Source organism: Pseudomonas gorinensis (assembly GCF_042015035.1).
GTDB classification, from domain to species: Bacteria; Pseudomonadota; Gammaproteobacteria; order Pseudomonadales; family Pseudomonadaceae; genus Aquipseudomonas; species Aquipseudomonas gorinensis.
In genome coordinates this window covers 2,881,531-2,906,341 of the sequence record NZ_CP167125.1, presented here as the reverse complement: position 1 = coordinate 2,906,341, position 24,811 = coordinate 2,881,531, and the positions used below count along the sequence as shown (strand labels likewise).

The window sequence follows — 24,811 nt, the reverse complement described above, 5'->3', positions numbered from 1 at the left end:
TGCCGCCCCTTTTCCCTTGACGAGGATCCACCATGCTCAAGTATTTCGACCCGCACATTCATATGGTCAGCCGCACCACCGACGACTACCAGAACATGGCCGCCGCCGGGATCACCGGGGTGATCGAGCCGGCCTTCTGGCAGGGCCAGGCGCGCACCAGTGTCGGCAGTTTCGTCGACTACTTCGACACCCTGCTGGGCTGGGAGCGCTTTCGCGCGAGCATGTTCGGCATCCACCATTTCTGCACCATCGGCCTGAACCCCAAGGAGGCCAATGACCTATCGATCGCCAATGAAGTGCTGGGGATTTTGCCGCGCTACCTGGTCAAGGACGGCGTAGTGGCCGTCGGCGAAATCGGCTATGACGACATCACCCCCGAAGAGGATCGCTTTCTCGCCGCGCAACTGGAACTGGCCAAGCAATTCAACCTGCCGGTACTGGTGCATACGCCGCACCGCGACAAAATCGGCGGCACTAAACGCACCCTGGCGGTGATCCGTGAGGTGGGGATTGCCGAGCACCTGGTCATCATTGACCACCTCAACGAGCTGACCTTGCCGCTGGTACTGGACAGCGACTGTTGGCGCGGGCACTCCATCTACCCCAACACCAAGATGTCCGAGCAGCGCATGGTCGCCCTGCTCCAGGAATACGGCACCGAAAAAATGGTGGTCAACAGCGCTGCCGACTGGGGCATCAGCGACCCGCTGAAAGTGCCCAAGACCGGCGAAGCGATGCTGGCGGCCGGGTTCACCCAGGCCCAGGTCGAACAGGTGCTGTTCCATAACCCGGTGGACTTCTTTGCCCAAAGCGGGCAACTGGACAAGGCCCTCGTCAGCACCCCGCTGCCCATCGACCAGCGCAAGCAATGGCAGGAAAACTCGGCCCTGCGCGGCCAGGACCCGGTGATCAAATGAACGCCGTCAGCGGCTGGACAGCCCCCCGGGTCGGCTACTGCAGCAACGTCCACCCCACCCGTGACCTCGCCGGGCTGCGGGCCTCGATCGCGCGGCACTTCCAGGGCGTGCGGCGCTTGCGCGGGCTCGACGAACAGGACAGCGGCTTGTGGATTTGCGCGCGCGCGGCGGCCGAACTGCAACAGGCGTCGGCGCGTGAATCGTTCCTGCAATTGCTGCAACACAGCGGCCTGCGCCTGACCTCGCTGAACGGCTTCCCCTATGGCGAATTCCATCAGGGCGCGGTGAAAGCCGAGGTGTACCTGCCCGACTGGGCCGACCCACAACGCCTGGCGTACAGCCTGGACCTGGCGCGAATCCTCGCCCAGGCCTTGCCAGCCGATTGCGCGCAGGGGGTGATTTCCACGGTGCCCCTGGGCTACGCCGCCACTTGGACCCCAGCACGGCAGGCACGCGCCGATGCGCACCTCAGCCAACTCACCCGCGCACTCGCCGCGCTGCATCGGCAAACCGGCAAGAAAATCCTGTTCTGCCTGGAAATGGAACCGGACTGCGTGCTGGAAAACACCGCGCAGGCCATCGCCTTCTTCCAGCAACGGCAAACCTTCGACCCACACCATGAGTACCTGGCGCTGTGTTTTGATGTATGCCACCAGGCCGTGATGTTCGAAGACTGTTATGAGTCGTTGACGCGGCTGCACCAGGCGCGGGTGCCGGTGGGCAAGATCCAGCTGTCCAACGCGATGATTTGCCGCTTGCCGCCTCAAGGCGATCAGCGCCGCGACCACGTGCTCAAGACCCTGGGGCATTTTGCCGAGGCGACCTACCTGCATCAGGTCAAGGCACTCGATGCGCAAGGTCGCCTGGTTGCCTGGGCCGACTTGCCCGCGGCCCTCAGTGACTGCGCGCAGTTCACGGAGCTGCGCATTCATTTCCACATCCCGCTGTTCAGTGAACACCTGCTGTTGCCGGAGCTGACGGGCAGCCAGGTCGCCCTGGCGCAGACCTTCGACTACCTGGCGGGCCATGTGGACTGTCGGCCGGTGCTGGAAGTCGAGACCTACAGCTGGGGCGTGTTGCCCGCCCAACTGCGCCCGGCCACCGAGCCGGCGCAACTGGAGGGCATCGCTGCTGAACTGCGCTGGGTCGAAGACCAACTGCGCCAGCGCAACCTGTTGCACGCTGCGGTCCAGGAGGCCTACGCCCATGCCCTCTGAGCAACCGCTGTTGTTGATCAATGTGGTGGGCTTGACGCCCTCGTTGTTGGGCGAAGCCACGCCGCAGATCAATGCCCTGCTCAGGACTGCCAAGCTGGCCCACCTGCAACCGGTGTTCCCGGCGGTGACGTCGACGGTACAGGCGTCGATCCTGACCGGGGCACCGCCGTCGCAACACGGTATCGTCGGCAATGGCTGGTACTTTCGCGACCAGGCCGAAGTGCGCTTCTGGCTGCAACCCAATGCGCTGGTCCAGGGCGAAAAGGTCTGGCACACGCTCAAGCGCGAGTTCCCGGCTTTTCGCTGCAGCCAATTGTTCTGGTGGTACAACATGTACGCCGACGTGGACGCCGCCATCACCCCGCGCCCGCATTACCCGGCGGACGGGCGTAAACAGTTCGGCCTGTACTCGTCACCGCCCGGGCTGCATGAACAGATCGAACAGCAGATTGGCGAGTTCCCGTTTCCCGGGTTCTGGGGCCCGGCGGCCGGCATCGCGTCGAGCCGCTGGATCGTCGATTGCGCCATTGCCGAGTTCCAGATCAACCGTCCCCACCTGCAATTGGTCTACCTGCCCCATCTCGACTACAGCTTGCAGCGCCTGGGCCCGGATCACCCGTCGATCGTCGACGAAGTGCGGGCCATCGACCGTGAAGTCGGCCGGCTGCTGGCCTTCGCCAAGGTGCAGGGCGCCGCGGTGATGCTGCTGTCGGAATATGGCATCGAGGCCGTCGAGCAATCGGTGTCGATCAACCGTGTATTGCGCACCGAAGGCTGGTTGCAGGTGCGCCAATCCCTGAGCTGGGAGCTGCTCGACCCCGGCGCCAGCGCGGCCTTCGCGGTGGCTGATCATCAGGTTGCGCATGTCTACGTCAAGCAGGCACAGGACATCCCTCGGGTCAAAGCCCTGTTGCAGCGCCAGCCCGGCATCGAGCAGGTGCTGGACAAAGCCGAGCAACGCGCCTGGCAACTGGATCACCCGCGCAGCGGCGAGCTGGTGGCCGTGGCCGCCGCCGGCAGCTGGTTTGATTACTACTACTGGTTCGACGACCGCAAGGCCCCCGACTTTGCCCGCACCGTGGACATCCATCGCAAGCCTGGCTACGACCCGGTCGAGCTGTTTATCGACCCGGCGATTCGGTTCCCCATGCTGAAAGTGGCGCGCCGCCTGCTGCAAAAAAAGCTCGGATTTCGCTACTACATGGACCTGATCCCGCTGGACACCTCCCTGGTCCGCGGCAGCCACGGGCGCCTGCCGACCAGCGTGCAGACCGGCCCCCTGCTGATCACCAATTGTGATCTGCCGATACCGCAGCAGCTTGCGGCGACGGCAGTGAAGCAACTGCTCCTGGAACACTTCCTGGGGCGCCCACACACCGAACTGGCCATTGCCAAGGAGCTTTCATGCGGCGAGCCTTCTCTATAACGGTCCTCAGTGCATTGGCCGGGTTGGCCCAGGCACAGGACACCAACCCCTTCGATTGCAGCAACTTCCTGCAATTTGGAGGCAACCTCGACAAGACCCGGGCGGCCTTTGTGCAAAGCCCGGACACCCTGGCCTGGAACTGGTTTGCCTGCCTGAACCAGCCCGCCAGCGCGCAGAGCCCCGACCGGGTCTGGGAAACCCTGAAACCCTCGGACCAGGTGTACCTGGCCAACGGCGCCCCGCCCCAGCCGTACAACCAAAATACGCCGCCGCCAGACGCCGTGCTGCAACAGGCCAAGGCGCTGGGCATGAACCTCAGTCGCACCTTTCACAACCTCAATGCCACGCAGCAGGTGGACGGGCTGATCCTGGAAATGGGCGGCCAGGTCCCCAAGGACCAGCAAGGCCAGGCGGTGCGCTTCCAGTTGTTGATGGGCGCGGACACGTTCGACTACATCGTGCAGCAGAAGGTCTACAACGTGAACGGCCAGGCCGCCTTGACCAGCGATCTCAACTTCCCCGCCACCGCCTGGGAACTGAAAGCCGCGTGGCTGTGGATCGGCAACGACCCCAGCTACCAGCAGCAACTGGCCAACGATGGCTACTACATCGCCCAGGCCTACTACCAGCAAGGTGAACAGTACCAGGTGGGCTATGCCGCCTTGAGCGGCTTGCATGTGATCAACAAGCTGAACCCCGACTGGGTCTGGACCACCTTCGAAAACCGCCACAACAGCCAGTACACCGTGACCAATGCGGTGCCGCCCACGCCGATGACCAACAGCACCGGGCCGACACCGGCGGCACAGCCGGTCAACACGCTCTTCCAGGCCCAGTACGCCGAACTGGCGCAGTACGAGTTGATTGGCGTGCAGTCCAACACCACGCCCACCCTGCTCGCCAATTCCCAGCTGGAGTCGGCCTTCCAGAGCCAATCGTCGTGTTTCGCCTGCCACGCTACAGCCGCGTACTCGGCGAAACAGGGCTACTTCAATTTCGCCCTCAAGGAACAGGGCGGCATCGTGTACCCCACCGCCCTACTGCCGGCCACCGACTTTGTCGGTTACCACAAACTGGACTTTGTCTGGTCGCTCAAACGCGCCCAGTGGCAACGCTAAGGAGCCTGACATGAGCGTATTGAATTTCCCGCGTATCTACCTGGGCGGCCATCTGTTCTGGAACCCGCCGACCGCTAACAACAACGACATGTACCCGCTCTACGATGCGGTGAAGATGCAGATGAACTGGCGGTTCCTGGACAGCTTCAACGTCACCCCGCAGAACGCCGCCAGCACCTTGCTGCCGTGGACGATCGCGCCACTGCCACACAGCCAGATCCCCGGTTATGTCCTGCAAGTACCGGGCAACGCCTCGCAGTTGACCACGCCGATGATCCCCGGCGAATGGAACCTGTTCGGGGACAATGCCTGCGGCACCGTGAGCTACAACCAGATCCAGTCCGTGGTCACCGGCGGCGAGTTGCCCACCGGGGGGTATGTGAGCCAGGACCCGCTGATCAACCAGAGCTTCCAATTGCTCGGCAACCCGTTTGGCAGCAACGCGCCCACACCGGCGCGCTTTGTCGACGTGAGCCCCTGGCAGAACACGTTCACTGCGCTGTACTTCGACAAACTGGTGCTGGGCACCGACCAATGTGGCCTGACGCTCAAGCGCGAGCACCGCATGCTCGACCGCTTCCTGAACTTCAACTGGGCCAACCTTGGCGGGCTGAGCTACGTCACCACCACCTGGCAGACCTGTTTCCCGAAAGAGAACCTGGCCTGGGTCATCGGCAACTCGGCCTTGCTGCAAAACCTGCAGGCGCAGATGGAACAACAAAAAGCCAAGGGGCTGATGTTTCGCTTTTCCACCTACCTGACGTGCTACGACAGGAACGGTATTTTCAATAACTACCCGCCCATCGACACCCACTCCTCCAGCCCCGAAGCCCTGGCCAAGGTGACGGCGATGTATCAACAAGGGCTGGATAACGTCGGCGATATTTTCTTCAACCCGGCCTACAGCCGCACGGTCGGCACCCTGGGCCTGTGGCTGGACGGTGAATTCCCCACCGCCCCGGCCGGTCGGCGCCTGATCCCGGCCAACCCGGTGCCGATCACCTCGCCCACGCAAACCACCTCGGCCAAACTCGGCGTGATCTCGGCGCAGGCCCATGGCGATACGTTGTCGCTGGACCTGGGCAACGCCTTTCCGTTCTACCCGGTCGACAAGACCGCGCCCATCCCGGTGGCGGCCAAGTTCCAGGCCGGCAACTACCAGATCGGTATCCGGCAGGGCGAGCAATTCAGCCCGTTGGCCAGCTTCGGCTATGACGATTACCAGCAGGCGGCGTTCGACCAACGTGCGGGTATCCTCGACCTGCCCCTCACCGCCCAGGCCCAGGCGCAGCTGCAAACCGGCACGCTGGAACTGCAACTGCAAGGCGCCACCACGCCCCCCGCCGCCACCCAGCAAATGTGGACAGCCGAAGTGGTGCAGAGCGCCAGCTTCATCGACGTGGGCGACACCAAGACATTGCAGATCATGGTGCAATACGATGGCCTGCCAGCGCCGGCCGGGACCGTGTTGTGGGTGGCGGAGTACAGCAATGCCTACATGCTGTGCACCACCGATTACTACCTGGCGTTCAGCAACGCGGCCGACTTCACGCTGTTCAACAACGACCCGCAAAACCCGATCAAGAACAGCGCCAACCTCCCGCAATTCAACGGCACGTCGACACTGCTCGCCGAAGTCACCGAGGGCACCGGTCGCCAGCTCATGGCCACGCGGATCGTCGAATCAGACGATCAAACGGTGCCGGTGACCTACCAGCAATTCCTGCCGACACCCGCCTCCGTCGCCCTCAGCCCGTGCCTGTCGTTCGCCAACCCGATCCCCCGGCAAGGCACGTTGCAAGACCCGCTCAGCAACACGGTGCAGTACAGCGTGACCCAGATCCAGACCGACGCCAACGGCATTGCCAACCTGACGGTCACCGCCCAGGCCCCTGGCTTTCCGACCCTGCGTTTCTTTGTGCAGGAAGGCCAGCAGGCACCGGTGATCCCGTTCAGTTTCCCGCTCAACCAGGCCTTCACCGACTTCCTCGCGCCACTGCGCGTGTTGCCGCTGGAGCCGCAGATGCAGCAGGACTTTGTCGACGCATGGAACCAGGTCTACCAACGTGAAGACGCCGGCCAACTGATCTGGGAGAGCTTTATCTACCCCTTCATCCTGCAACCGTTCTATTACCTGTACCCGATCATGAGCAAGTACATGCCGCTCAATTCCCTGACGCGCATCGAAGGTGCCGTCGACCAGCTGATTGTGTTGATCAGCAAGGAGTACCAGGAGGAAAGCACCCTGGCGATGCCCATCACCCGCGACATGCCGCAAAGCCGGCGCGCCGTGCTGGAGCTGTGGGCGCAGGCCCTGGTGAAGCGCAATTACCCACCCGTCCCGCTCAGTATGAGCGACTACTCGTAAGCCTCGGACAGGACCACCGGGTGACGCACCTGTCACCCGGACTTCAAAGGAGTGTCATATGAACACCAGCCTCTTGAGTCGACTGTTTCTGCTCCTGCTGCTGCTCAGCCCCGCGGCGTTTGGCGGGCAAGACAGCGGCGCAGAGTAACGGGCATAAGGCGCAGTGGAACCAGCTGATGCAGCGCAAACCCTGACCCCCAAGGAAGGATCGCCATGAAAAGCCTCGTTTGTTGTGCCGTGATAGTCATCGGCCTGGCCAGCCCGCCGGCGCTGGCCAGGGAAACGCCTGCGGCGTCGACGCTGGCCACCCCACTCAACTGCCAGCCGCCCAGCAGTGCACCGGTCGCCACCGCCAGCCAGGACCAGTTCGATCAATACAGCTGGCAGATGTTCATCGCGTTGAACTGGCCGGCCCAGGACGGCCAACGCGGCACGCCCAATTGCAGTCAACAGCCCGGCGATGCGGGCTATACCGTGTGGCAGACCTACAAGACCGTCGAGGAAATTTTCTTGCCGAATGCGGCCGACCCTGGCCCATGGAACACCCCGCTGGCGGCCAGAACCCTGGGCATCATCAACATTGCCGCGTTGAAAAACACGCGACAGGAGACCTTCATTGACCAGGCCGTCGGCGGCTGGCTGATCGACCAGGCCGGCAACCCGACCTACTACGACATCGCGGCCAACGAGACCTCCTACAACTACATCGTCGCCAACCGCTTCTACAACGCCGATGTGGTGTCCAAGGCCAACAACATCCAGTTCCCCAACGGGGTCATCGAGATCAAATCCAGCTGGCGCATCCTGACGCCCAGTGACAATGCCAGCCGCTACCTGACCCAACTGGCGCAGGTTGCCACGTTCAACGAGCAGGGCCAGCGCATCGGTACCCAGCAGGCGTACCTGGGGCTGGTGGGCCTGCACATCATCACCAAGCCGGCCGGCTACCCGCAGTGGGTCTGGTCGACCTTCGAGCAGATCGACAACGTACCGTCCAATGCGACCACCAGCCCGCCCTACAGCTACTTCAACCCCAGCGCCGCCCACGTCAACCAGTCGCCCTGCACCTGGCAGCCCCAGGACGCCCAACTGGTCTGCGTGCCGCTGCCGGGCACCACGTTCCAGACGCCCGACCCGCTGAGCCGGTTCACCCCGATTGCCGCGCTGACCGACGACGTCAACAAACGCTACCGCGCCGAGCCGGGCCTGCAAAACAGCGTGCTCAAGTACTACCAACTGATCACCACCCAGCGCCCGCTGCGGCCGAACGACCCGAGCAACCCCTTGGGCACGCCAACGCCCGCGCTGTCGGCCAACGTGACCATGGAAAGCTACATCCAGCCCAACAGCAGTTGCATGACATGCCACTCCATGGCCACACCGGCCAAGAGCCTGTTCACCTCCGATTTCTCCTACCTGTTCAAATTCGCCAACGCCCCGGGTACCCGCCCGTCCAAGGAAAAGGAATAGACCATGAGTATTCTGAATGGACCTCGCCTGAATTTCTGGGGCGGCATCAGCACGGATGTCAGCGTGTCGAACAACACCCCATGCCTGCCCCAAGGCACGGAACACAGCTGGCCGGTGTTTGACCTGGCCACCTCGACCCTGGCGCCGCAAGCCGAGGCTTTCAGCGACGACCAGTTGAACGACATGCTCAATACCCCCGGCGGAACACGCTACACCCTCGGCGGCTGGAACCACCACGGGCAGCACCTGGTGGAAACCCAGGACGCCTTGATCAGTTCCCAAGGCAGCCCGGGCAGCATCAGCACCACCGGCGACCTGGTGGGCCAGGCGGTCTACCTGCTCGGTTCGGTAGACCCGGTGACCGGCCAGGGCCCCCACTCCGGGCCGATGATGGTGGACCTGGACCCGACGGCGTCCACCACCACCCAGATCTTCGTCGGTGGCCTGCAGATCGGCGCCAGCGACAACGTCCAATTGCTGATCCACTGCGATACCGTGTGCAGCAGTTTCGACGTGCAGGGCCGCGTGCTGCTGCCGGGCACCATGGACGCACCGGGCTCGTTCCACGCCAGTGGCACGTTCCAGCTGACCTTCCCGCTGAGCAGTATCGTCAGCTGGAACACCAGCAGCCCTGGCCTGCAATCGATCATCCAGGCACCGGGCGCGACGGGCATCGTGCTGCGTTTCGTGATGTTCGAGATGTGCCCCTTGATGACCACCGAACAACTGAACGCCGATTACGCCTTGGGCCAATACACGCCCAACCCCAGTATTGGCCGGGTCATCGGCACCCTGGCCCCGGCATTCGCCGACGAGCCGCTGACCTGCCAGCCGGGGCGGCAGTTGGTCAACCAGTGCACGTCCAATGCAGCCTATGCCGAGTTGGCCAGCAATGGCCTGCTGAGCCTGGACATGGTGAACGTCATCCCCAAGGAAACCTTCCGGGCGGTCAGGGACGACATCACCAGCGCGATCGGGCCGAACGCCAATTACGGCACCGTCAGTATCAGCGCCGGCACCACCCTGCTGACCACCCTCGACCCCACCAGCAGCCCGTTGGTCGACTACTACGTGTATGGCGGTATCGTCGACGTGCCCCTGAGCCCCAGCCAACAACAGGCGACCCAGGTCTCGCCCTTGTCCATCACCGCACCGGGCACGGTGGCCGGGACCACGCTGAACGCGATCGAATCGACCTACCGGGTGTACGGTGATCAGCGCAATGTCTACCTGGAGGACTACCCCGATGGCCTGTCGATCACCTTGCAGGTCCGCTATCTGGGCGGCCCGGTGCCCGACACCACCGATATCGGCCTGACGGTCACGCCTCCGGCGCTCTACACCGACCCGCAAAACTACGACTTCCTCGATGTCCCCACCACGCTGACGGTGAAGGCCGGGCAACTGGCTGTCAGCGTACCGGTCAGCGTCAAGCCCGGCACCGCGGCCCAGGCGGGTTTCGCCGCCTTGACCTGCACCGCCAATGGCCTTGACAGCAGCGGCTACTTCACCAATTTCCGCAAGTACGCCCAGACCGACTTCGGCATTCCCAAGGGCACAACCATTACCTGGGAACTCATGTACCCAAATGTCCTGCGCTTTCACTACCTGGCCTTCCCGGCCATGTCGCGCTATGTGGCATTGAACCAACCGGATGCGGTGATGGGCGCCAAGAACGCGATCCTCGCCCGCACCGCCGACACCTACAAAGGCACCACGTTGTTCATGCCGGTGGTGCGCTCGATGTCGCCCTGCCAACGCGCCCTGTTGCGCGCCTATCTCACCGGCGAACCGTGGCAGCCACCCCAATAGGAGAGCGATCCCATGACCTGGCATATCCCCGCCCACCCCGACGAAACCCTGCGCCCCAGCACACTGATCGCCGAGGGGCTGCTCAACCCGCGCGGCGTCTGCCTGCGGGCCGATGGCAGCCTGTTACTGGCCGAGGCCGGTTCGGGCCTGGCGGACCAACCCTTCAGCGGGCGTATCAGCCTGCTGCAACCGGACCCGCAACGACCCGGCGCCTACCTGCCCGGTGAATGCCTTGCCCAAGGGTTTCGCGCGATGAACATGCAGGCACGCATGCTGCGCGATGAAATCATGGGCCTGTCAGACATCGCCTGCGGTGACGGGCACTGCATGGTCAGCCAGACCGACTATATCAGTGGCTCCAAGTTGCTGGACCTGCAATACAGCCCGCCCGAACCGGTGTTCCACAGCCGTGGCAACCTGAATGCGCTGTGCTGGCACCCAACCCGACGCAGTTGGCTGGCGGTCAAGCCCGATACCAACCAACTGGTGGAGTTCAGCGACGGCCAGGACGAGCAGGTGCGGATGCAACTGCCCGAACTGGAACAAGGCCAGGAGGCCGTACCGGTGACCCTGGTCTACGAACCGCAGACCGACGCGGTGCTGATCAGCCTGTTCTCCGGTGAATTGCGGGGCGACCCGGCGCGCCAGGGCATCGACTTCGCCGACAAGGCCGGCCAGGTGATTCGGGTACACCCGGCCAGCGGTCGGATCGAGGTGCTGATTGACGGGCTGCAACTGCCCACCGGGTTGGCGTGGTGCCCGGACGGCAACTTGCTGGTGCTGGAATTGTGCAGCCACCTGCAACAACCCTTGCCGCCGGACTGGAACGGTGCCGTCCTGCACGGCGGCTTTACCCGCTTCAGCGGGCGGCTGTTGAGCTGCAACCTGGACACCGGGCAGGTCGCCGTACTGGCGCGCGGGCTGGATACGCCGTCCAACCTGTGCCAGGTCCAGGATGCGGTGGTGATCAGTGAAGGCATGGGGCTGACGGGGCGGCCGATACCGGCGCCGGATAACAGCGTGGTGGCACTGAGCGGCCGGCTGCGGCGGGTGCAACTGGCCTGACAGCTTTTTTTCACCGGGATATTGCTCCGCATAACTAAAAGTCCATAATGGACAAAATAGTTTAATGCGGAGCAAACCCATGTCCAGCACGCCTTATGTGATCAACCAGGCCCAGGCCCGCGAGTTACTCGCTCAAGTCGATGTACCGCAGATCCTGCGCAAGTTGTTTCACGACCTCGCCGCCGGGCAGGCGGTGCAGCCCGCACAGCAACGGGTGGAGTTTCCCCAGGGCGCCGGCGACTTTATCAACTACCTGGGCGTGCTGGCCGAAGACGGGGTGTACGGGGTCAAGACCTCGCCCTACATCGTGCGCGAGCAAGGGCCGCTGGTGACCGCATGGACGCTGTTGATGTCGATGCACACCGGCCAACCGTTGCTGCTGTGTGATGCCGGTGAGTTGACCACCGCTCGCACCGCCGCCACCACGGCCCTGGCGGTGGAGGCACTGGCGCCATTGGCGGTACGGCGCCTGGCGATCATCGGCAGCGGCAAGGTCGCCCAGGCGCACCTGCGCTACGTGCAGAACCTGCGCGACTGGCAGCACATCAGCCTGTTTTCGCCAAGCCTGGCCAACGCCTCCCCCACGACCCTCGCGCAGCTCGGCAGCCTCGATCCGCGCCTGGTCATCGCCAGCAGTTGCGCAGCCGCGGTGGAGGATGCCGACGTGATCCTGCTCTGCACCTCATCGGCCGGCCCGGTGCTCGACCCGGCGCGCTTGAGCAAACCGGCACTGATCACCTCGATCAGCACCAACGCCCCTCGCGCCCATGAAGTACCGCCCCACGCCCTTAACGACATGCAGGTATTCTGCGACTACCGCCAGACCACACCCGGCGCGGCGGGCGACATGCTGATCGCCAGCGAACAGCACGGCTGGGACGCCAGCGCCGTCATGGGCGACCTGCCCGAGCTGCTGACGGAAATGGCGCAGCGCCCGAACAATGACCGCCACGTATTCTTCCGCTCTATCGGGTTGGGCCTGGAAGACATCGCCCTGGCCAATGCGCTCTATCAGTTGCAGCGCTGACCCCACCTATCAGGAGACGAGCATGAGCCACGCAGACTTCATCATCATCGGTGGCGGCATCGCCGGCGCTTCCACGGGTTTCTGGCTGGCGCCCCACGGCAAAGTGCTGGTGCTGGAACGTGAATCGCACCCCGCCTATCACTCCACCGGGCGTTCGGCGGCGCTCTACACCGCCGCCTACGGCACCCCGCAAGTGCGGGCGCTGACCCTGGCCAGCCGTGAGTTTTTCGACAATCCGCCCGCCGGGTTCTGCGAGCACCCGCTGCTGACGCCACGGGGCGAGATGACGGTGGACTTCATCGGCGACCCGACCGAGTTGAACCGCCAATACCTCAGCGCCAAGGCCACCGTGCCGCAGGTCGAACAGCTGAGTGCCGACCAAGCCTGCGCGCGGCTGCCGATCCTGCGTCGCGAGAAAGTCCACGGGGCGATCTATGACCCGACCGCCAGCGATATCGACACCGACGCCCTGCACCAGGGCTACCTGCGCGGTATCCGCCGCCACCAGGGCGAGGTGCGAACCGACCACCACGTGCTGGGCCTGAGCCGTGACGCCGACGGCCTGTGGCACGTACAAACCCAACAGGAAACCTTCACCGCGCCAATTATCATCAACGCCGCCGGGGCCTGGGCCGACCATATCGGCGGGTTGGCCGGTGCGGCTTCCATCGGCCTGCAACCCAAGCGCCGTTCAGCGTTTATCTTCGCCGGCCCCGAGGGCGTGGACAGCCACGCCTGGCCGATGCTGGTTGCGCTCGACGAAGCCTTCTACATGAAACCCGACGCCGGCATGTTCCTCGGCTCACCGGCCAACGCCGACCCGGTGGAACCCCAGGACATCCAGCCCGAAGAGCTGGACATCGCCATGGGGATCTACCAGATCGAAGAGGCCACCACCCTGACCATCCGACGCCCGACCCGCACCTGGGCCGGCCTGCGCAGTTTTGTGCACGACGGTGACTTGCTGTCCGGCTTCGATCCTCGGGTGCCCGGCCTGTTCTGGGTCGCGGCGCAAGGCGGTTATGGCATCCAGACCTCGCCCGCCATGGGCCAGGCCAGCGCGGCCCTGGTGCGCGGCGCGGCGTTGCCGGAGCCACTGGCGCGGTTCGGCCTGGACGCTGGTATGCTCTCCCCCGAGCGCCTGGAGCCCCATTGATGAACACCGCTGAACAAGACAAGGTCCTGCAGAACTTCCGTGCGATCGCCGATGCGATCGCCACGCTGTTCTTTCCCCATGCCGAGGCCGTGCTGCACGACTTGCGCACGCAAAAGGTCGACTACATCGCCAACAACCTGTCGAAACGCGCCATTGGCGACGACTCGGCGCTGGAAGACATGCTGTCCGACGATGTGCGCGAAGTGAATATCGGTCCCTACGAAAAGCTCAACTGGGACGGCCAGAAAATTCGCAGCCTGAGCACCGTGCTGCACGACCACAAAGGTCGCCCGCTGGCGGTGCTGTGCATCAACCTGAATATCTCGCTGTTTGAAAATGCCAAGGCCGCGCTCGACCTGTTCCTGTCACCGAGCAAGCTGATCCCGCAACCGGATTCGCTGTTTCGCGATGACTGGCAGGAACGCATCAACACCTTCCTGCATGCGTGGATGCGCGAACGCCAATTGAGCCTGAACCTGCTGACCCGAGATCATAAGCGCGAGCTGGTACTGGCGCTGCATGCCGAAGGCGCCTTCAAGGGCAAGAGCGCCTCGAACTATGTGGCCAATGTATTGGGGATGGGGCGGGCGACGGTCTACAAGCACTTGAAGGAACTCAAGGGCTGAAGGCCCGGCAAATAGCGCTGTTGTGGTGATCGGGCTGGCTTGCTGTGGAGCGGGCTTGTGGCGAGCGGGCTTGTCCCGCGTTGGGCTGCGTAGCAGCCCTAAAATCAGCCTCTACAGGGTGTCTGATATACCGCGTTTTTCTTGTCTGGGGCTGCTTCGCAGCCCAACGCGGGACAAGCCCGCTCGCCACAGTAAGCTCGCTGGCCACAGGGAGATTGGTCAGGGGCTGAAAAGTTGTGTAGATGCCTATGGTTATCGGGAGCAAGCTTGCTCCCGCATTTTGCCCGCCTATGACGCTCAATCGCCGTAGATATCCGACTTGAAATAGTGCTGGGAAATCTTCTGGTACTCGCCACTGGCACGAATGCCATCGATGGCCGCATTCAACTCGCTGACCAACGCAGTATTGCCCTTGCGCACTGCGATCCCGGCACCCTCGCCCACGTATTTCGGGTCCTTGAGCTCCGGGCCGACAAAGGCGTAGCCCTGGCCGCGCGGCATGGACAGGAAGTCGCTCAGGGGGATGGTGTCGGCAAAGATCGCGTCCAGGCGCCCTGCCGCCAGGTCCATGTAGATTTCTTCATTATTGCTGTAGCGCTTGACGTTGATGCCCTGCGGTTCAAACACCTCGGTGGCATAACGATCGGTGGTGGTGGCGCGTTGCACGCCGACCGTCTTGCCCTTGAGGCTGGCGTACTGGTCATCCACCACCGCGCCCTGCTTCATCACCAGGCGCGATGAGGTGAAGTAATACTTGTGGCTGAAATCCACCGACTTCTTACGGTCCTCGTTGATGGTCATGGACGACAAGGCCATGTCGATCTTCTTCACTTTCAGCGACGGAATCAGCCCGTCGAACTCGCCTTCAACCCACACGCATTTGGCTTTCATCTGCGCGCACAGCGCATTGCCGATGTCGTAGTCGAACCCGACGATCTTGCCGTCCTCGGTCTTCGAGGCAAACGGCGGGTAAGCCGCCTCGATGCCAATGCGCAGGGTTTTCTCGGCGCCCAGCACATGGCTGGAAGCGAGCAGGCTCAGGGCCAGGGCGGTGATAAGGGAGCGCTTCTTCATGATCGTGTTCTCGCAAGTTGTTGTTGGTTTGGCAAGAGTGAAGAAAAGGTGACGCCGGCGAGCATTTTTTGTACTTATAATTCCATAATGGACTTTTGTGTATTTCGCGTCAATCCACACGCGAACACTTCGTCGCCATCCATTTCCAGGCATCACACGACCGCCCTCGCGCCCATGACAAGGTCGCGAAGCATCGCAGGGGCAGGCAAAAAATCATCAGTGAAAAAAGCGCGGTGCGCTCTTTCGGGGCGCAGTGCAGGGGCCTGACAGGCATCAGGAAAACAGGCGTGCTTTATAACGGTGCATCAGTATGTGCGTGGCGCATACCCTATTCTCAAACGTCATGACTCTGTATTTTGGCGCGTGGTAGTCTCGCTGGTTTATGAATAGGCATTGATCGTACTTCGACGATGACCAGCACCAGGATAGATCATGCCAAAAATGTCCCACTCCGCTCTTCGTCGTAATTTCCGTGAACTGCTTGGCGCACAAAAATGCGTGGAGACAGCATCTGTTTTCGATCCGATGTCCGCGCGAATCGCGGCGGACCTGGGTTTCGAAGTCGGTATCCTCGGCGGCTCCGTCGCCTCGTTGCAGGTACTCGCAGCGCCCGACTTTGCGTTGATCACCCTGAGCGAATTCGTCGAACAGGCCACCCGCATCGGCCGTGTCGCCCAGTTACCGTTCATCGCAGACGCCGACCACGGCTACGGCAACGCCTTGAACGTGATGCGCACCGTCGAAGAATTGGAACGTGCCGGCGTCGCGGCGTTGACCATTGAAGACACCCTGCTGCCGGCGCAATTCGGGCGCAAATCGACCGACCTGATTTCCGTCGAGGAAGGTATCGGCAAGGTCAAGGCCGCCCTCGAAGCCCGGGTCGACCCCGAGCTGTCGATCATCGCGCGAACCAACGCCGGCGTGCTGCCCACCGAAGCCGTGATTGAACGTACCAAGGCCTACGAAAAAGCCGGTGCCGACGGCATCTGCATGGTGGGTATCAGCGACTTCGAGCACCTGGAGAAAATCGCGGAAAACCTCACGGTACCGTTGATGCTGGTGACCTATGGCAACCCCAAGCTCAATGACGCCGAGCGCCTGGCCCGCTTGGGTGTGCGCGTGATCGTGGCCGGCCATGGCGCCTACTTTGCGTCGATCAAGGCGACCTACGACAGCCTGCGCGCCCAGCGTCAGCTGACCCACAGCACCTCGAACCTGAGCGCCACGGAGCTGACGCATACCTACACCCTGCCGGAAAGCTATGTGGCATGGGCCAAGGAATTCATGGACGTCAAAGAGTAACCAGCGGCGGGCCGCCGGCAGGCAACTCCGGGCCGTGGGGCGCAAGCATGGACATCAGGTATTCGCCAAAACCGCCACGGCACTTGTAGTCGCGGCGCGCGCTGGTGATCACCGGGTTGGTGGCGGTCCAGGCGATTCGCGCGCCGGTCCGCTCAAGGTCGGCCACAAGCCGCACGTCTTCATGAGTGACCAGGTGTTGAAAGCCACCGGCGTTGCGGTAGGCATCGGCACTCAGGCCCAGGTTTGCACCGTGGATGTGGCGATGGTTTTCGATGAATTGGTACAGCTCCAGGTAGCGCGAGCGCACGCTTTCATCATGCTCGCTCCAACTGTCCACTTCGACGGTGCCACACACCGCGTCAGCGCCACATTCGATCTGGCGCACCAGCCAATCACAGGGCACCCGTGTGTCCGCATCCGTGAAGGCAAGCCATTGCACACCCGCCTCCAGCAAGTGTTCAGCGCCCACGGCCCTGGCCTTGCCGACGTTCTGAAAGCACACCTCGAGCATGCTCGCCCCGCGCGCCGCCACCTGCTCGACCGTGCCGTCCGAGCAGGCGTCCAGCACCACCAGTATCTCAACCCGCTGGCCCCGCAACGCCGGATGCTCACTGGCAAGTCGCACAGAAGCAAGGCACTCGCTGATATGCCGTTCTTCGTTATGGGCAGGTATCACAACCCCTATCATTGACGTTCCCTCACCTGGCGAAGTATCTCCAGCTATCGACCTGTCGCTCAGTGAGAAGGTTTAAATAATCTTGCGTACAGGGCGTGCCTGTCAGTTAAGGAGGAACACTGTAACTGTGTTGAGCGGGCTTACTGTGGCGAGCGGGCTTGCCCCGCGTTGGGCTGCGAAGCAGCCCCAATAAGGCCGCCGCGTTTATCCAGGCATATTAAATCGTTAGGTTTTGGGGCCGCTTCGCAGCCCAACGCGGGGCAAGCCCGCTCGCCACAGTAAGCCCGCTCCACAGTAAGCCCGCTCGCCACAGGTTACTTACTGTTTGCTCGTTCTATCTCTTAACTGACTGGCATTCGGGCGTGCCCGCTCATTCATCGAATGGTCAGGGCCCCGCCCGTATTGTTCCAACAACCCAGCCAGTTCCTCGTAGCACGCAGCGAGATGCGCGGCACCCAGCCTGTGCATCGATTTCGCCGTTCGCCGGGCCTGGGCCGCGTTCACTGCGGTGTTCAAGGCATGCCTGGACAGTCGCCGAGCGCCCCTTTGCGCGCATTCGGCAATCGCCGACCCCGGCGCCAATTGGCCGGTCTTGCGTTGCAGCCGCCCCAGGCTCCGGCTCAATTGCAACGACACATAGCCGGCTGGGTCAGCCTGTGGCTGATCTGCGCCCAATAAGGCCAGCAACGACACCACTCGATGTTGTTGCTTCGCCTGCCATCCGAGCCTATCCAATCGGCTGCCATGACGCAGCAAGCGTCGTGTGTCCCTCTCCAGCGCCTGCCTGAGTGCCCGTATGGGGCTGGCGGATTTCTTCGGAAACAGTTGGAAAGCCAGCAGGCAAACGGCAAGCGCCACCATCCAGGCCAGTGCTTGATTGGCGAACTCGACAAAGTCGTAGTGCGCCGTCTCCCCGGTGCTGACCAGGGTATTGAACGCGATCAGGTAGGCAATGCCTTGCAGCGCATGGCGCGGTCGGGTCGTGGCATGCATGCCGAATATCCAGAACGCGGCGAGCACTACGCTGAGCAGCGCAAACCCACTGATGTGAGGCAGCAGTAGAAACTTGCAGGCCGCAGCCGCCAGGATGCCGTAGAGCGTGCCCTTGATAAAACCGCGCATGCCCTGGGTGGGTGCGGCGCTGGTGGCCAGCAATGTGCAACATGGCCCCACGACCGCCAACAGCGTTGGCCCTTGGTCCCAGCCGGTCAGGTACCAGATGGCCGCCGTCGCCAAAATCGCCAGCAACGCTCGCAGGCCGTTGCGCAGCGCGTCCCCATAGTGTCGGTGAAAGCCCACTGCACGGGCAGGCACTTGGGTATTGCGTTGCAGGCTGGCAAAACTCAACAAGGCGCTGCACAGGTCTGCCAAGGATTCATCCAGGTACTCTGCATCGCTCGCGTGCCGCTCAAGATCGCCCGCCAGCCAATGTTGCATGGCCCTGACGCGCTCGGCTGCCGTGGAAAAATCCTGCGTGGCGTCGGCCAGCCCGTCGCCCAGCGGTTGCAGCTCCCTGCCAATGCGGGCAATGGCGGGTAATGCAGACCGATGGGACGTACTCTCGGCCAGGACCACGCCCTGCAGGTACGCAAGCCCCGCCTGCAGCATCGGCAGCCGGGAGCGGATCAGCGCGGACTCGCCCCGGCCGATGCCGAGCAGATCATCTACCTGGCTGATCTCAAGCGAGAGTGGCCCAGCGGCAAGGCTCGGGTGCGCGTCCTGCTCGCCACTCAACCGAATCGCCAGCCAGCGTATCGTGCGGGACGTCACGCTGATGAGCAGCCAATTTAGCTTCTGCTCGACGGTCTTGCGGCTGAACAGCGTCGCCACCAAGCTCAGGCTGAAGACCCCGAGTACCACCGCAGTCCCGCGTGTCACGATATGCTCGAAGCTTTGCTCGGGGGCGACAATCGCCGGGCCCAGGGCAAGGCATACGGTGTAACCGGCGACCACGGCCGCGGTAGCGTGATAGTGCCGCAGCACCGTCATGGCGCCGACGCAGAGACCGAGCCACACACCGACCCCAAGGATAAACAGCAGCATTTTCTGGGCGAACAGGGCGGTCAGCACGAAGGCCGCGACGATCCCCACCAGCGTGCCCAGCACACGATGGAAACCCTTGCCGACCACGGCGCCCTGGATCGGGTGAATCAGCAGCAACACCGTCGACGCCGCCGAGAACGGCGCATCCAGGTGCAGTTGCAAGCCCAGCCACAGGGCCAGGGTGGCCGCCGCGACACTGCGCGACACGTAGCCCAGCGTCTGCGGCGTACATGGCAGCGGCAGCCCACTCAACACGCTCAACAGGCGGCCCTTCATCACATAAATGCCTGAAGCCAGCGTGACAGCCGCCAATGTCGCTCGGCGCCGGCCTCACTCACTTCGACACTGGCCGTCATCCCCGCCGCCAACTCCACGCCTGGGGGCACGCTGTCCAATTCAATCCGTACGGGCACCCGCTGGGCGAGTCGTATCCAACTGAACGTCGGGGCCACCTGGGGTAAACCGCCCTCGCTGCGCAGCTCATTACCATCGGCGATGCCCCGCCCGATACTGGCGACATGGCCTTCAAGCAAAGGCGCAAACCCCATGAGTTTGATCGACGTGGCGGCCCCCAGTCGCACACCGGGAAGCTTGGTTTCTTCAAAGTAAGCAGTGACCCAGAAGCTGTGCGCATCGACCACAAACACATTGGTCGTGCCGGCGACGGCGTAGTCACCTGGCTGCAGGCGCAGTTGAGTCACGTAACCATCGACCGGCGAACGAATGGTCGTACGCTCGAGGTCCAGCCGGGCTTGGGCCAACTGGCTCTGGGCCGCCTCCAGGCGGGCCTTGGCCACTGCCAGGTCCCGCGCCGCGTTATCGGTTTCTTCCCGTGCAATCGCATCGCCGAGTTGGCTGCGGCGCTGGAGCTGTGCCGTACGTTGCGCGAGCACGCTACGTGCCTCTGCCAGCTCGGCGGCGCGCTGTTGCTGGGCCAGCAGATAGGCGCGCTGATCGATCCGATACAGCAACGCGCCCTTGGCGACCCACTGGTTATCCCCCACGAGTACGTGTTCGACCTGGCCGGACACCTCCGGGGCCATCCGGATGACATGTGCACTGACACGTCCGTCGCGCGTCCAGGGCGCCAATACGTAGGCTCGCCACAACTGCGTACAGAACAGCAGCGCAACCAGCCCCAGTACCAGCGTGGCGAGCGTCTTGAAGAGGTTATTGATAGACATGGCGCCTCGCTTAGACCATCAGGACTAACGTCGAAAGGATGATGAGCGAGACAAAAAAACGCGCCAGGCTCGGGTGCCAGGCCCACTCCAGCCAGCGGCGGATGGTGCGTTCCAGCAGCCCGTAGACCAGGGCTGAAACCCCCAGGTAAACCAGCAAAGGCGGGATATAGAGGTTGGCAATCGTGATTTCGCTGAGCATCGGTGGGTCTCGCCGTCGACCATCAACGCGATGGCCTTGCTGACGATGTTAGGTAATACGCACCTTTGCCGATATTGAGTATGCTGCCAGAATATAATCAAATTCAGCCAAGTTGCGGTGATGGGGCATGCACGAGACAAATCACGCCACGATTGAACAGTTCGAACTCGATCGCCTCGACCAACCTGCCGTGGCATTAATGCTGGGCGCCCAGCGCAACGACACCGAGTTTCCCGTACACACCCACCGCAAAGGCCAGCTGGTAGTGGCTTATCACGGCGGCATCGTGTGCACGGTGGAGGATGGGGTGTGGATGGTGCCGTCAGGGTTCGGCGTGTGGATTCCGGGTGGCGTGGCCCACAGCAACCGGGTCACGGCCAACGGTAAAGTCGGCTTTGTTTTTGTGGAGCCCGGCGCGGCGGCGCTACCGCAACAGTGCTGTACGTTGGTGCTGTCGCCGCTGATCCTGGAGCTGATCCTGCACCTCAGCGCCCAGGCCCAGGACTACCCGCCAGCGTGTGCCAACGCGCGCTTGGCCAGTGTGCTGCTCGAACAGCTGGAACTTGCCCCGACGGAACAGTTGTACCTGCCGCTGCCCGCGACGGCGCAGTTGCGCGTGATCGCGCGCGGGTTGGCCCAGGACCCGTCCAACCGCTGCACCATGGCCCAGTGGGCGCGCCAAGTGGCCATGAGCGAGCGCTCCCTGGCCCGCCTGGTCAAACGTGAAACCGGGCTGACCTTCGGTCAGTGGCGCAAGCAATGGCAAATTATCGTAGCGCTGCAAAACCTGGCCGAAGGCGAGTCGGTACAGCACACCGCTGAAGCGCTTGGCTATGAGTCGGTCAGCTCATTCATCAGCATGTTCCGCAAGACCCTGGGCACGTCGCCGGCACGTTATATCCGCGCCACGGCCATGCCGGCCTCGCGCGCGCAGCCCTGACGCACGCCTCCAGCCCACCCGCAAGCCCAGTGATCATCGCTGGACGGTCCGCGCTCATTGGCGCTCCCTCGCCCTGCTGAGCCAGGCGTCCCGAGCACACGCCTCGCCCCCCCCTGAAAAGGTGTACCACCTGACCTTTTGTCGCGGTATTTATCGACGGCCCATCGCTGGCTCTTGCACTTAAGGTATTATGGTATACCATCATACACGGACCCACTCACACCCGACGGAGCAGCTCATGAGTTTCGAAATCCGCAAGATCGTCAGCTACGTAGAAGAAACCTTTATTGAAGGCGGCAAGGCCTCTGACACTCCCGTCACCATGGTTGGCCTGGCGGTCGTGTTGAAAAACCCCTGGCTGGGTCGCGGGTTTGTCGAAGACCTGAAACCGGAGATCCGTGCCAACTGCTCGGACCTCGGTGCACTGATGGTAGAGCGCCTGGTGGGCATCATTGGTGGCGCGCAGAAGATCGAAGCCTACGGCAAGGCCGCCGTGGTCGGGGCTGACGGCGAGATCGAACACGCGTCGGCGATCATCCATACCCTGCGCTTCGGCAACCACTATCGCGAAGCGGTCAAGGCCAAGAGCTACCTGAGCTTCACCAACAAACGCGGTGGCCCGGGCACGTCGATCCAGATCCCGATGATGCACAAGGACGACGAAGGCCTGCGCTCGCACTACATCACCCTGGAAATGCAGATCGAAGACGCGCCGCGCGCCGATGAAATCGTGGTGGTGCTGGGCTGCGCAGACGGTGGCCGCCTGCACCCGCGCATCGGCAACCGTTACATCGACCTCGAAGAGCTGGCGGCGGAAAAAACCCAGTAAGCCAAGACCGTCACTCCAACAAAAAAGGCATGCAGGAGCGCTCCATGATTCGGCTCACCGCTGAACGTACCCCGGCTGGCACCAGTTACCTGGCGACCGGCCAAGGCCAGCCTGTGGTTTTGATCCACGGCGTGGGCCTGAATAAAGAGATGTGGGGCGGCCAGGTGGTTGGCCTGGCCACCCATTACCGCGTGATCACCTATGACATGCTCGGCCATGGCGCCAGCCCGCGCCCGGACAGCGGCACACCGCTGCTCGGTTATGCCGACCAACTGCTGGAGCTGCTCGATCACCTGCAATTGCCCCTGGCGACGGTGATCGGTTTCTCAATGGGCGGCCTGGTGGCGCGCGCCTTTGCCCTGCACTACCCGGAACGCCTCAACAGCCTGGTAGTGCTCAACAGCGTGTTCAACCGCAGCCCCGAACAGCGCGCCGGGGTGATTGCGCGCACCGCCCAGGCCGCCGAGCATGGGCCGGATGCCAATGCCGAAGCGGCCCTCTCGCGCTGGTTCAGCCGTGAATACCAGGCGGCCAACCCGGCGCAGATCGCCGCGTTGCGCCAGACCCTGGCCGGTAACGACCCCCAGGGCTACCTGACCACCTACGAGCTGTTCGCGACCCAGGACATGTACCGCGCCGACGACCTGGGCAGCATCCAGGTGCCGACCCTGGTGGCCACCGGCGAGCTGGACCCCGGCTCGACACCGCAGATGGCCCGCCAATTGGCGGAGCGTATTCCCGGCGCAACCGTGGCGGTATTGCCCGAGCAACGGCATATGATGCCGGTTGAATCGCCGCGCCTGGTCAACCAGCTGCTGCTGGACTTCCTCCAGACGGCGCACTCCCAACAACACCCGATAAAGGGGATCGTGGCATGACGCTTGAACGCTTCCAGATGTGCATCGGCGCAGAATGGGTCGATGCCTTGTCCGGCAAGACCTTTGACAGCCTCAACCCGGCTCTGGCCGAACCTTGGGCACAGTTGCCCGATGCCGATGAAGCCGACGTGGAACGCGCGGTGCAGGCTGCGCAACAGGCCTTCGACAGCCCGGCCTGGCGCGGCCTCACCGCCACCGCGCGGGGCAAACTGCTGCGCCGCCTGGGTGACCTGATCGCCGACAACAAGGAACGCCTGGCGCAGCTGGAAAGCCGCGACAACGGCAAGCTGATCCGCGAGACCCGTGGCCAGGTCAGTTACCTGCCGGAGTTCTTCCATTACACCGCAGGCCTGGCCGACAAACTCGAAGGCGGCACCCTGCCCCTGGACAAGCCCGACCTGTTTGCCTACACCGTGCATGAACCCATGGGCGTGGTCGCCGCGATCATTCCCTGGAACAGCCCGCTGTACCTCACGGCGATCAAGCTGGCGCCGGCCCTGGCGGCGGGCAACACCATCGTGATCAAGCCGTCGGAACATGCCTCGGCGACCATCCTCGAACTCGCGCGCCTGGCCCTTGAAGCCGGGATTCCGCCGGGCGTGGTCAACGTGGTGACCGGCTACGGCCCAAGCACCGGGGCCGCCCTCACCCGCCATCCGCTGGTGCGCAAGATCGCCTTTACCGGCGGTGCAGCCACGGCGCGCCATGTGGTGCGCAGCAGTGCCGAGAACTTCGCCAAGTTATCGCTGGAGCTGGGCGGTAAATCACCGAATATCATCTTTGCCGACGCCGACCTCGACAGCGCCATCAACGGCGCGATTGCCGGGATCTACGCCGCCTCCGGGCAGAGCTGCGTCTCCGGTTCGCGCCTGCTGGTACAGGACGAGATCTACGACGAATTCGTCGAGCGCCTGGTGGAGCGCGCCCAGCGCATTCGCATCGGCAACCCCCAGGAAGATGCCAGCGAGATGGGCCCCATGGCCACTGCGCAGCAACTGGCCGTGGTCGAGGGCCTGGTGGCCGACGCCATCGCCGAAGGCGCGCGCCTGCGCACCGGCGGCAAGCGCCCGCAGAACCTGGGGGCCGGCTGGTTCTATGAGCCGACCCTGTTCGAGTGCGACCGCAACTCGATGAAGATCATGCAGGAAGAAGTCTTCGGCCCGGTGGCCTCGGTGATCCGCTTCAAGGACGAAGCCGAAGCCCTGGCGATCGCCAACGACTCGCAGTTCGGCCTCGCCGCCGGCATCTGGACCCGCGACCTGGGCCGCGCCCACCGCCTGGCCCGGGACGTGCGCTCGGGGATCATCTGGGTCAACACCTACCGCGCCGTCTCGGCCATGGCGCCCATCGGCGGCTTCAAGAACAGCGGCTACGGACGCGAAAGCGGCATCGATTCGGTGCTGGCCTACACCGAGCTGAAGACGGTGTGGATCAACCTCTCCCAGGCACCCATGCCTGATCCTTTTGTGATGCGTTAAGAGACC

Annotated in this window: 21 protein-coding genes; 16 read left to right on the top strand and 5 right to left on the bottom strand. The window is 63.3% G+C overall.

Translation table 11 applies throughout. The features are described 5' to 3' along the window. Positions 1–32: 32 nt before the first annotated feature. The 11 genes from AB7933_RS13370 (at position 33) to AB7933_RS13320 (ending at position 14,202) form a co-directional block, all read left to right on the top strand. Positions 33–917, top strand: coding sequence for a TatD family hydrolase (locus AB7933_RS13370; protein WP_024074723.1), 885 nt, complete (start codon positions 33–35; stop codon positions 915–917). Then, complete coding sequence (eboE, locus tag AB7933_RS13365) at positions 914–2,134, top strand: metabolite traffic protein EboE (RefSeq protein ID WP_024074722.1); 1,221 nt, start codon at positions 914–916, stop codon at positions 2,132–2,134. Before AB7933_RS13370 ends, eboE begins: the two co-directional genes overlap by 4 nt. Beyond that, positions 2,124–3,560, top strand: coding sequence for an alkaline phosphatase family protein (locus AB7933_RS13360; protein ID WP_024074721.1), 1,437 nt, complete (start codon positions 2,124–2,126; stop codon positions 3,558–3,560). Before eboE ends, AB7933_RS13360 begins: the two co-directional genes overlap by 11 nt. After that, positions 3,539–4,678 carry a hypothetical protein gene (locus AB7933_RS13355; protein ID WP_024074720.1) on the top strand — a complete coding sequence of 380 codons (1,140 nt, stop codon included), beginning with the start codon at positions 3,539–3,541 and terminating at the stop codon, positions 4,676–4,678. Before AB7933_RS13360 ends, AB7933_RS13355 begins: the two co-directional genes overlap by 22 nt. A 10-nt stretch (positions 4,679–4,688) precedes the next feature. Then, positions 4,689–7,046 (top strand): hypothetical protein, encoded by a 2,358-nt coding sequence (locus AB7933_RS13350; protein ID WP_024074719.1) that lies wholly within the window; start codon positions 4,689–4,691, stop codon positions 7,044–7,046. A 213-nt stretch (positions 7,047–7,259) separates the two neighbouring features. Further along, positions 7,260–8,516 carry a hypothetical protein gene (locus AB7933_RS13345; RefSeq protein ID WP_024074717.1) on the top strand — a complete coding sequence of 419 codons (1,257 nt, stop codon included), beginning with the start codon at positions 7,260–7,262 and terminating at the stop codon, positions 8,514–8,516. Between the two features lie 3 nt (positions 8,517–8,519). Then, positions 8,520–10,328 (top strand): hypothetical protein, encoded by a 1,809-nt coding sequence (locus AB7933_RS13340; protein ID WP_024074716.1) that lies wholly within the window; start codon positions 8,520–8,522, stop codon positions 10,326–10,328. Between the two features lie 12 nt (positions 10,329–10,340). Continuing rightward, the gene (locus tag AB7933_RS13335) at positions 10,341–11,393 is read left to right on the top strand and encodes a hypothetical protein (RefSeq protein ID WP_024074715.1); all 1,053 of its coding nucleotides are present in this window, start codon (positions 10,341–10,343) and stop codon (positions 11,391–11,393) included. Positions 11,394–11,472: 79 nt separating this feature from the next. Continuing rightward, positions 11,473–12,420: an ornithine cyclodeaminase family protein gene (locus AB7933_RS13330; RefSeq protein ID WP_024074714.1), complete on the top strand. Its 948-nt coding sequence runs from the start codon at positions 11,473–11,475 to the stop codon at positions 12,418–12,420. A gap of 22 nt (positions 12,421–12,442) precedes the next feature. Further along, on the top strand, positions 12,443–13,576 hold the full coding sequence (locus AB7933_RS13325; RefSeq protein WP_024074713.1) for an NAD(P)/FAD-dependent oxidoreductase: 1,134 nt from the start codon (positions 12,443–12,445) through the stop codon (positions 13,574–13,576). Next, the gene (locus AB7933_RS13320; protein ID WP_024074712.1) at positions 13,576–14,202 is read left to right on the top strand and encodes a helix-turn-helix transcriptional regulator; all 627 of its coding nucleotides are present in this window, start codon (positions 13,576–13,578) and stop codon (positions 14,200–14,202) included. The genes AB7933_RS13325 and AB7933_RS13320 overlap by 1 nt, the downstream gene beginning before the upstream one ends. A gap of 297 nt (positions 14,203–14,499) precedes the next feature. Here the strand turns inward: AB7933_RS13320 and AB7933_RS13315 are convergent, their stop codons facing one another. Continuing rightward, complete coding sequence (locus tag AB7933_RS13315; protein WP_024074711.1) at positions 14,500–15,276, bottom strand: ABC transporter substrate-binding protein; 777 nt, start codon at positions 15,274–15,276, stop codon at positions 14,500–14,502. A 432-nt stretch (positions 15,277–15,708) separates the two neighbouring features. Here AB7933_RS13315 and AB7933_RS13310 point away from each other — a divergent pair, with 432 nt between their 5' ends. Continuing rightward, a complete protein-coding gene (locus AB7933_RS13310; RefSeq protein WP_024074710.1) occupies positions 15,709–16,578 on the top strand; it encodes an isocitrate lyase/PEP mutase family protein in 870 nt (289 codons plus the stop codon). Here AB7933_RS13310 and AB7933_RS13305 read toward each other — a convergent pair. The 4 genes from AB7933_RS13305 to AB7933_RS13290 all read right to left on the bottom strand — a co-directional run bounded on the left by AB7933_RS13305 (position 16,568) and on the right by AB7933_RS13290 (position 20,680). Continuing rightward, a complete protein-coding gene (locus AB7933_RS13305; RefSeq protein WP_024074709.1) occupies positions 16,568–17,266 on the bottom strand; it encodes a glycosyltransferase in 699 nt (232 codons plus the stop codon). The genes AB7933_RS13310 and AB7933_RS13305 overlap by 11 nt on opposite strands. A gap of 306 nt (positions 17,267–17,572) precedes the next feature. Next, positions 17,573–19,573: an FUSC family protein gene (locus tag AB7933_RS13300; protein WP_024074708.1), complete on the bottom strand. Its 2,001-nt coding sequence runs from the start codon at positions 19,571–19,573 to the stop codon at positions 17,573–17,575. Continuing rightward, positions 19,573–20,481, bottom strand: coding sequence for an HlyD family secretion protein (locus AB7933_RS13295; protein ID WP_024074707.1), 909 nt, complete (start codon positions 20,479–20,481; stop codon positions 19,573–19,575). Before AB7933_RS13295 ends, AB7933_RS13300 begins: the two co-directional genes overlap by 1 nt. 10 nt (positions 20,482–20,491) lie before the next feature. Further along, complete coding sequence (locus AB7933_RS13290; protein WP_041160899.1) at positions 20,492–20,680, bottom strand: DUF1656 domain-containing protein; 189 nt, start codon at positions 20,678–20,680, stop codon at positions 20,492–20,494. Between the two features lie 127 nt (positions 20,681–20,807). Here AB7933_RS13290 and AB7933_RS13285 point away from each other — a divergent pair, with 127 nt between their 5' ends. The 4 genes from AB7933_RS13285 to AB7933_RS13270 all read left to right on the top strand — a co-directional run bounded on the left by AB7933_RS13285 (position 20,808) and on the right by AB7933_RS13270 (position 24,805). Beyond that, positions 20,808–21,620, top strand: coding sequence for an AraC family transcriptional regulator (locus AB7933_RS13285; RefSeq protein WP_024074706.1), 813 nt, complete (start codon positions 20,808–20,810; stop codon positions 21,618–21,620). Between the two features lie 238 nt (positions 21,621–21,858). Next, the gene (locus AB7933_RS13280; RefSeq protein WP_024074705.1) at positions 21,859–22,449 is read left to right on the top strand and encodes an amino acid synthesis family protein; all 591 of its coding nucleotides are present in this window, start codon (positions 21,859–21,861) and stop codon (positions 22,447–22,449) included. A 44-nt stretch (positions 22,450–22,493) separates the two neighbouring features. Next, positions 22,494–23,327: an alpha/beta fold hydrolase gene (locus AB7933_RS13275; protein ID WP_024074704.1), complete on the top strand. Its 834-nt coding sequence runs from the start codon at positions 22,494–22,496 to the stop codon at positions 23,325–23,327. Next, positions 23,324–24,805: an aldehyde dehydrogenase gene (locus AB7933_RS13270; protein ID WP_024074703.1), complete on the top strand. Its 1,482-nt coding sequence runs from the start codon at positions 23,324–23,326 to the stop codon at positions 24,803–24,805. Before AB7933_RS13275 ends, AB7933_RS13270 begins: the two co-directional genes overlap by 4 nt. Positions 24,806–24,811 lie beyond the last annotated feature (6 nt).

What these genes read in the sequence shown, in the direction of transcription:
- AB7933_RS13370 (WP_024074723.1), top strand. Translation starts at nt 33, where the DNA reads ATGCTCAAGTATTTCGACCCGCACATTCATATGGTCAGCCGCACCACC.
- eboE (WP_024074722.1), top strand. Translation starts at nt 914, where the DNA reads ATGAACGCCGTCAGCGGCTGGACAGCCCCCCGGGTCGGCTACTGCAGC.
- AB7933_RS13360 (WP_024074721.1), top strand. Translation starts at nt 2,124, where the DNA reads ATGCCCTCTGAGCAACCGCTGTTGTTGATCAATGTGGTGGGCTTGACG.
- AB7933_RS13355 (WP_024074720.1), top strand. Translation starts at nt 3,539, where the DNA reads ATGCGGCGAGCCTTCTCTATAACGGTCCTCAGTGCATTGGCCGGGTTG.
- AB7933_RS13350 (WP_024074719.1), top strand. Translation starts at nt 4,689, where the DNA reads ATGAGCGTATTGAATTTCCCGCGTATCTACCTGGGCGGCCATCTGTTC.
- AB7933_RS13345 (WP_024074717.1), top strand. Translation starts at nt 7,260, where the DNA reads ATGAAAAGCCTCGTTTGTTGTGCCGTGATAGTCATCGGCCTGGCCAGC.
- AB7933_RS13340 (WP_024074716.1), top strand. Translation starts at nt 8,520, where the DNA reads ATGAGTATTCTGAATGGACCTCGCCTGAATTTCTGGGGCGGCATCAGC.
- AB7933_RS13335 (WP_024074715.1), top strand. Translation starts at nt 10,341, where the DNA reads ATGACCTGGCATATCCCCGCCCACCCCGACGAAACCCTGCGCCCCAGC.
- AB7933_RS13330 (WP_024074714.1), top strand. Translation starts at nt 11,473, where the DNA reads ATGTCCAGCACGCCTTATGTGATCAACCAGGCCCAGGCCCGCGAGTTA.
- AB7933_RS13325 (WP_024074713.1), top strand. Translation starts at nt 12,443, where the DNA reads ATGAGCCACGCAGACTTCATCATCATCGGTGGCGGCATCGCCGGCGCT.
- AB7933_RS13320 (WP_024074712.1), top strand. Translation starts at nt 13,576, where the DNA reads ATGAACACCGCTGAACAAGACAAGGTCCTGCAGAACTTCCGTGCGATC.
- AB7933_RS13315 (WP_024074711.1), bottom strand. Translation starts at nt 15,276, where the DNA reads ATGAAGAAGCGCTCCCTTATCACCGCCCTGGCCCTGAGCCTGCTCGCT.
- AB7933_RS13310 (WP_024074710.1), top strand. Translation starts at nt 15,709, where the DNA reads ATGCCAAAAATGTCCCACTCCGCTCTTCGTCGTAATTTCCGTGAACTG.
- AB7933_RS13305 (WP_024074709.1), bottom strand. Translation starts at nt 17,266, where the DNA reads ATGATAGGGGTTGTGATACCTGCCCATAACGAAGAACGGCATATCAGC.
- AB7933_RS13300 (WP_024074708.1), bottom strand. Translation starts at nt 19,573, where the DNA reads ATGAAGGGCCGCCTGTTGAGCGTGTTGAGTGGGCTGCCGCTGCCATGT.
- AB7933_RS13295 (WP_024074707.1), bottom strand. Translation starts at nt 20,481, where the DNA reads ATGTCTATCAATAACCTCTTCAAGACGCTCGCCACGCTGGTACTGGGG.
- AB7933_RS13290 (WP_041160899.1), bottom strand. Translation starts at nt 20,680, where the DNA reads ATGCTCAGCGAAATCACGATTGCCAACCTCTATATCCCGCCTTTGCTG.
- AB7933_RS13285 (WP_024074706.1), top strand. Translation starts at nt 20,808, where the DNA reads ATGCACGAGACAAATCACGCCACGATTGAACAGTTCGAACTCGATCGC.
- AB7933_RS13280 (WP_024074705.1), top strand. Translation starts at nt 21,859, where the DNA reads ATGAGTTTCGAAATCCGCAAGATCGTCAGCTACGTAGAAGAAACCTTT.
- AB7933_RS13275 (WP_024074704.1), top strand. Translation starts at nt 22,494, where the DNA reads ATGATTCGGCTCACCGCTGAACGTACCCCGGCTGGCACCAGTTACCTG.
- AB7933_RS13270 (WP_024074703.1), top strand. Translation starts at nt 23,324, where the DNA reads ATGACGCTTGAACGCTTCCAGATGTGCATCGGCGCAGAATGGGTCGAT.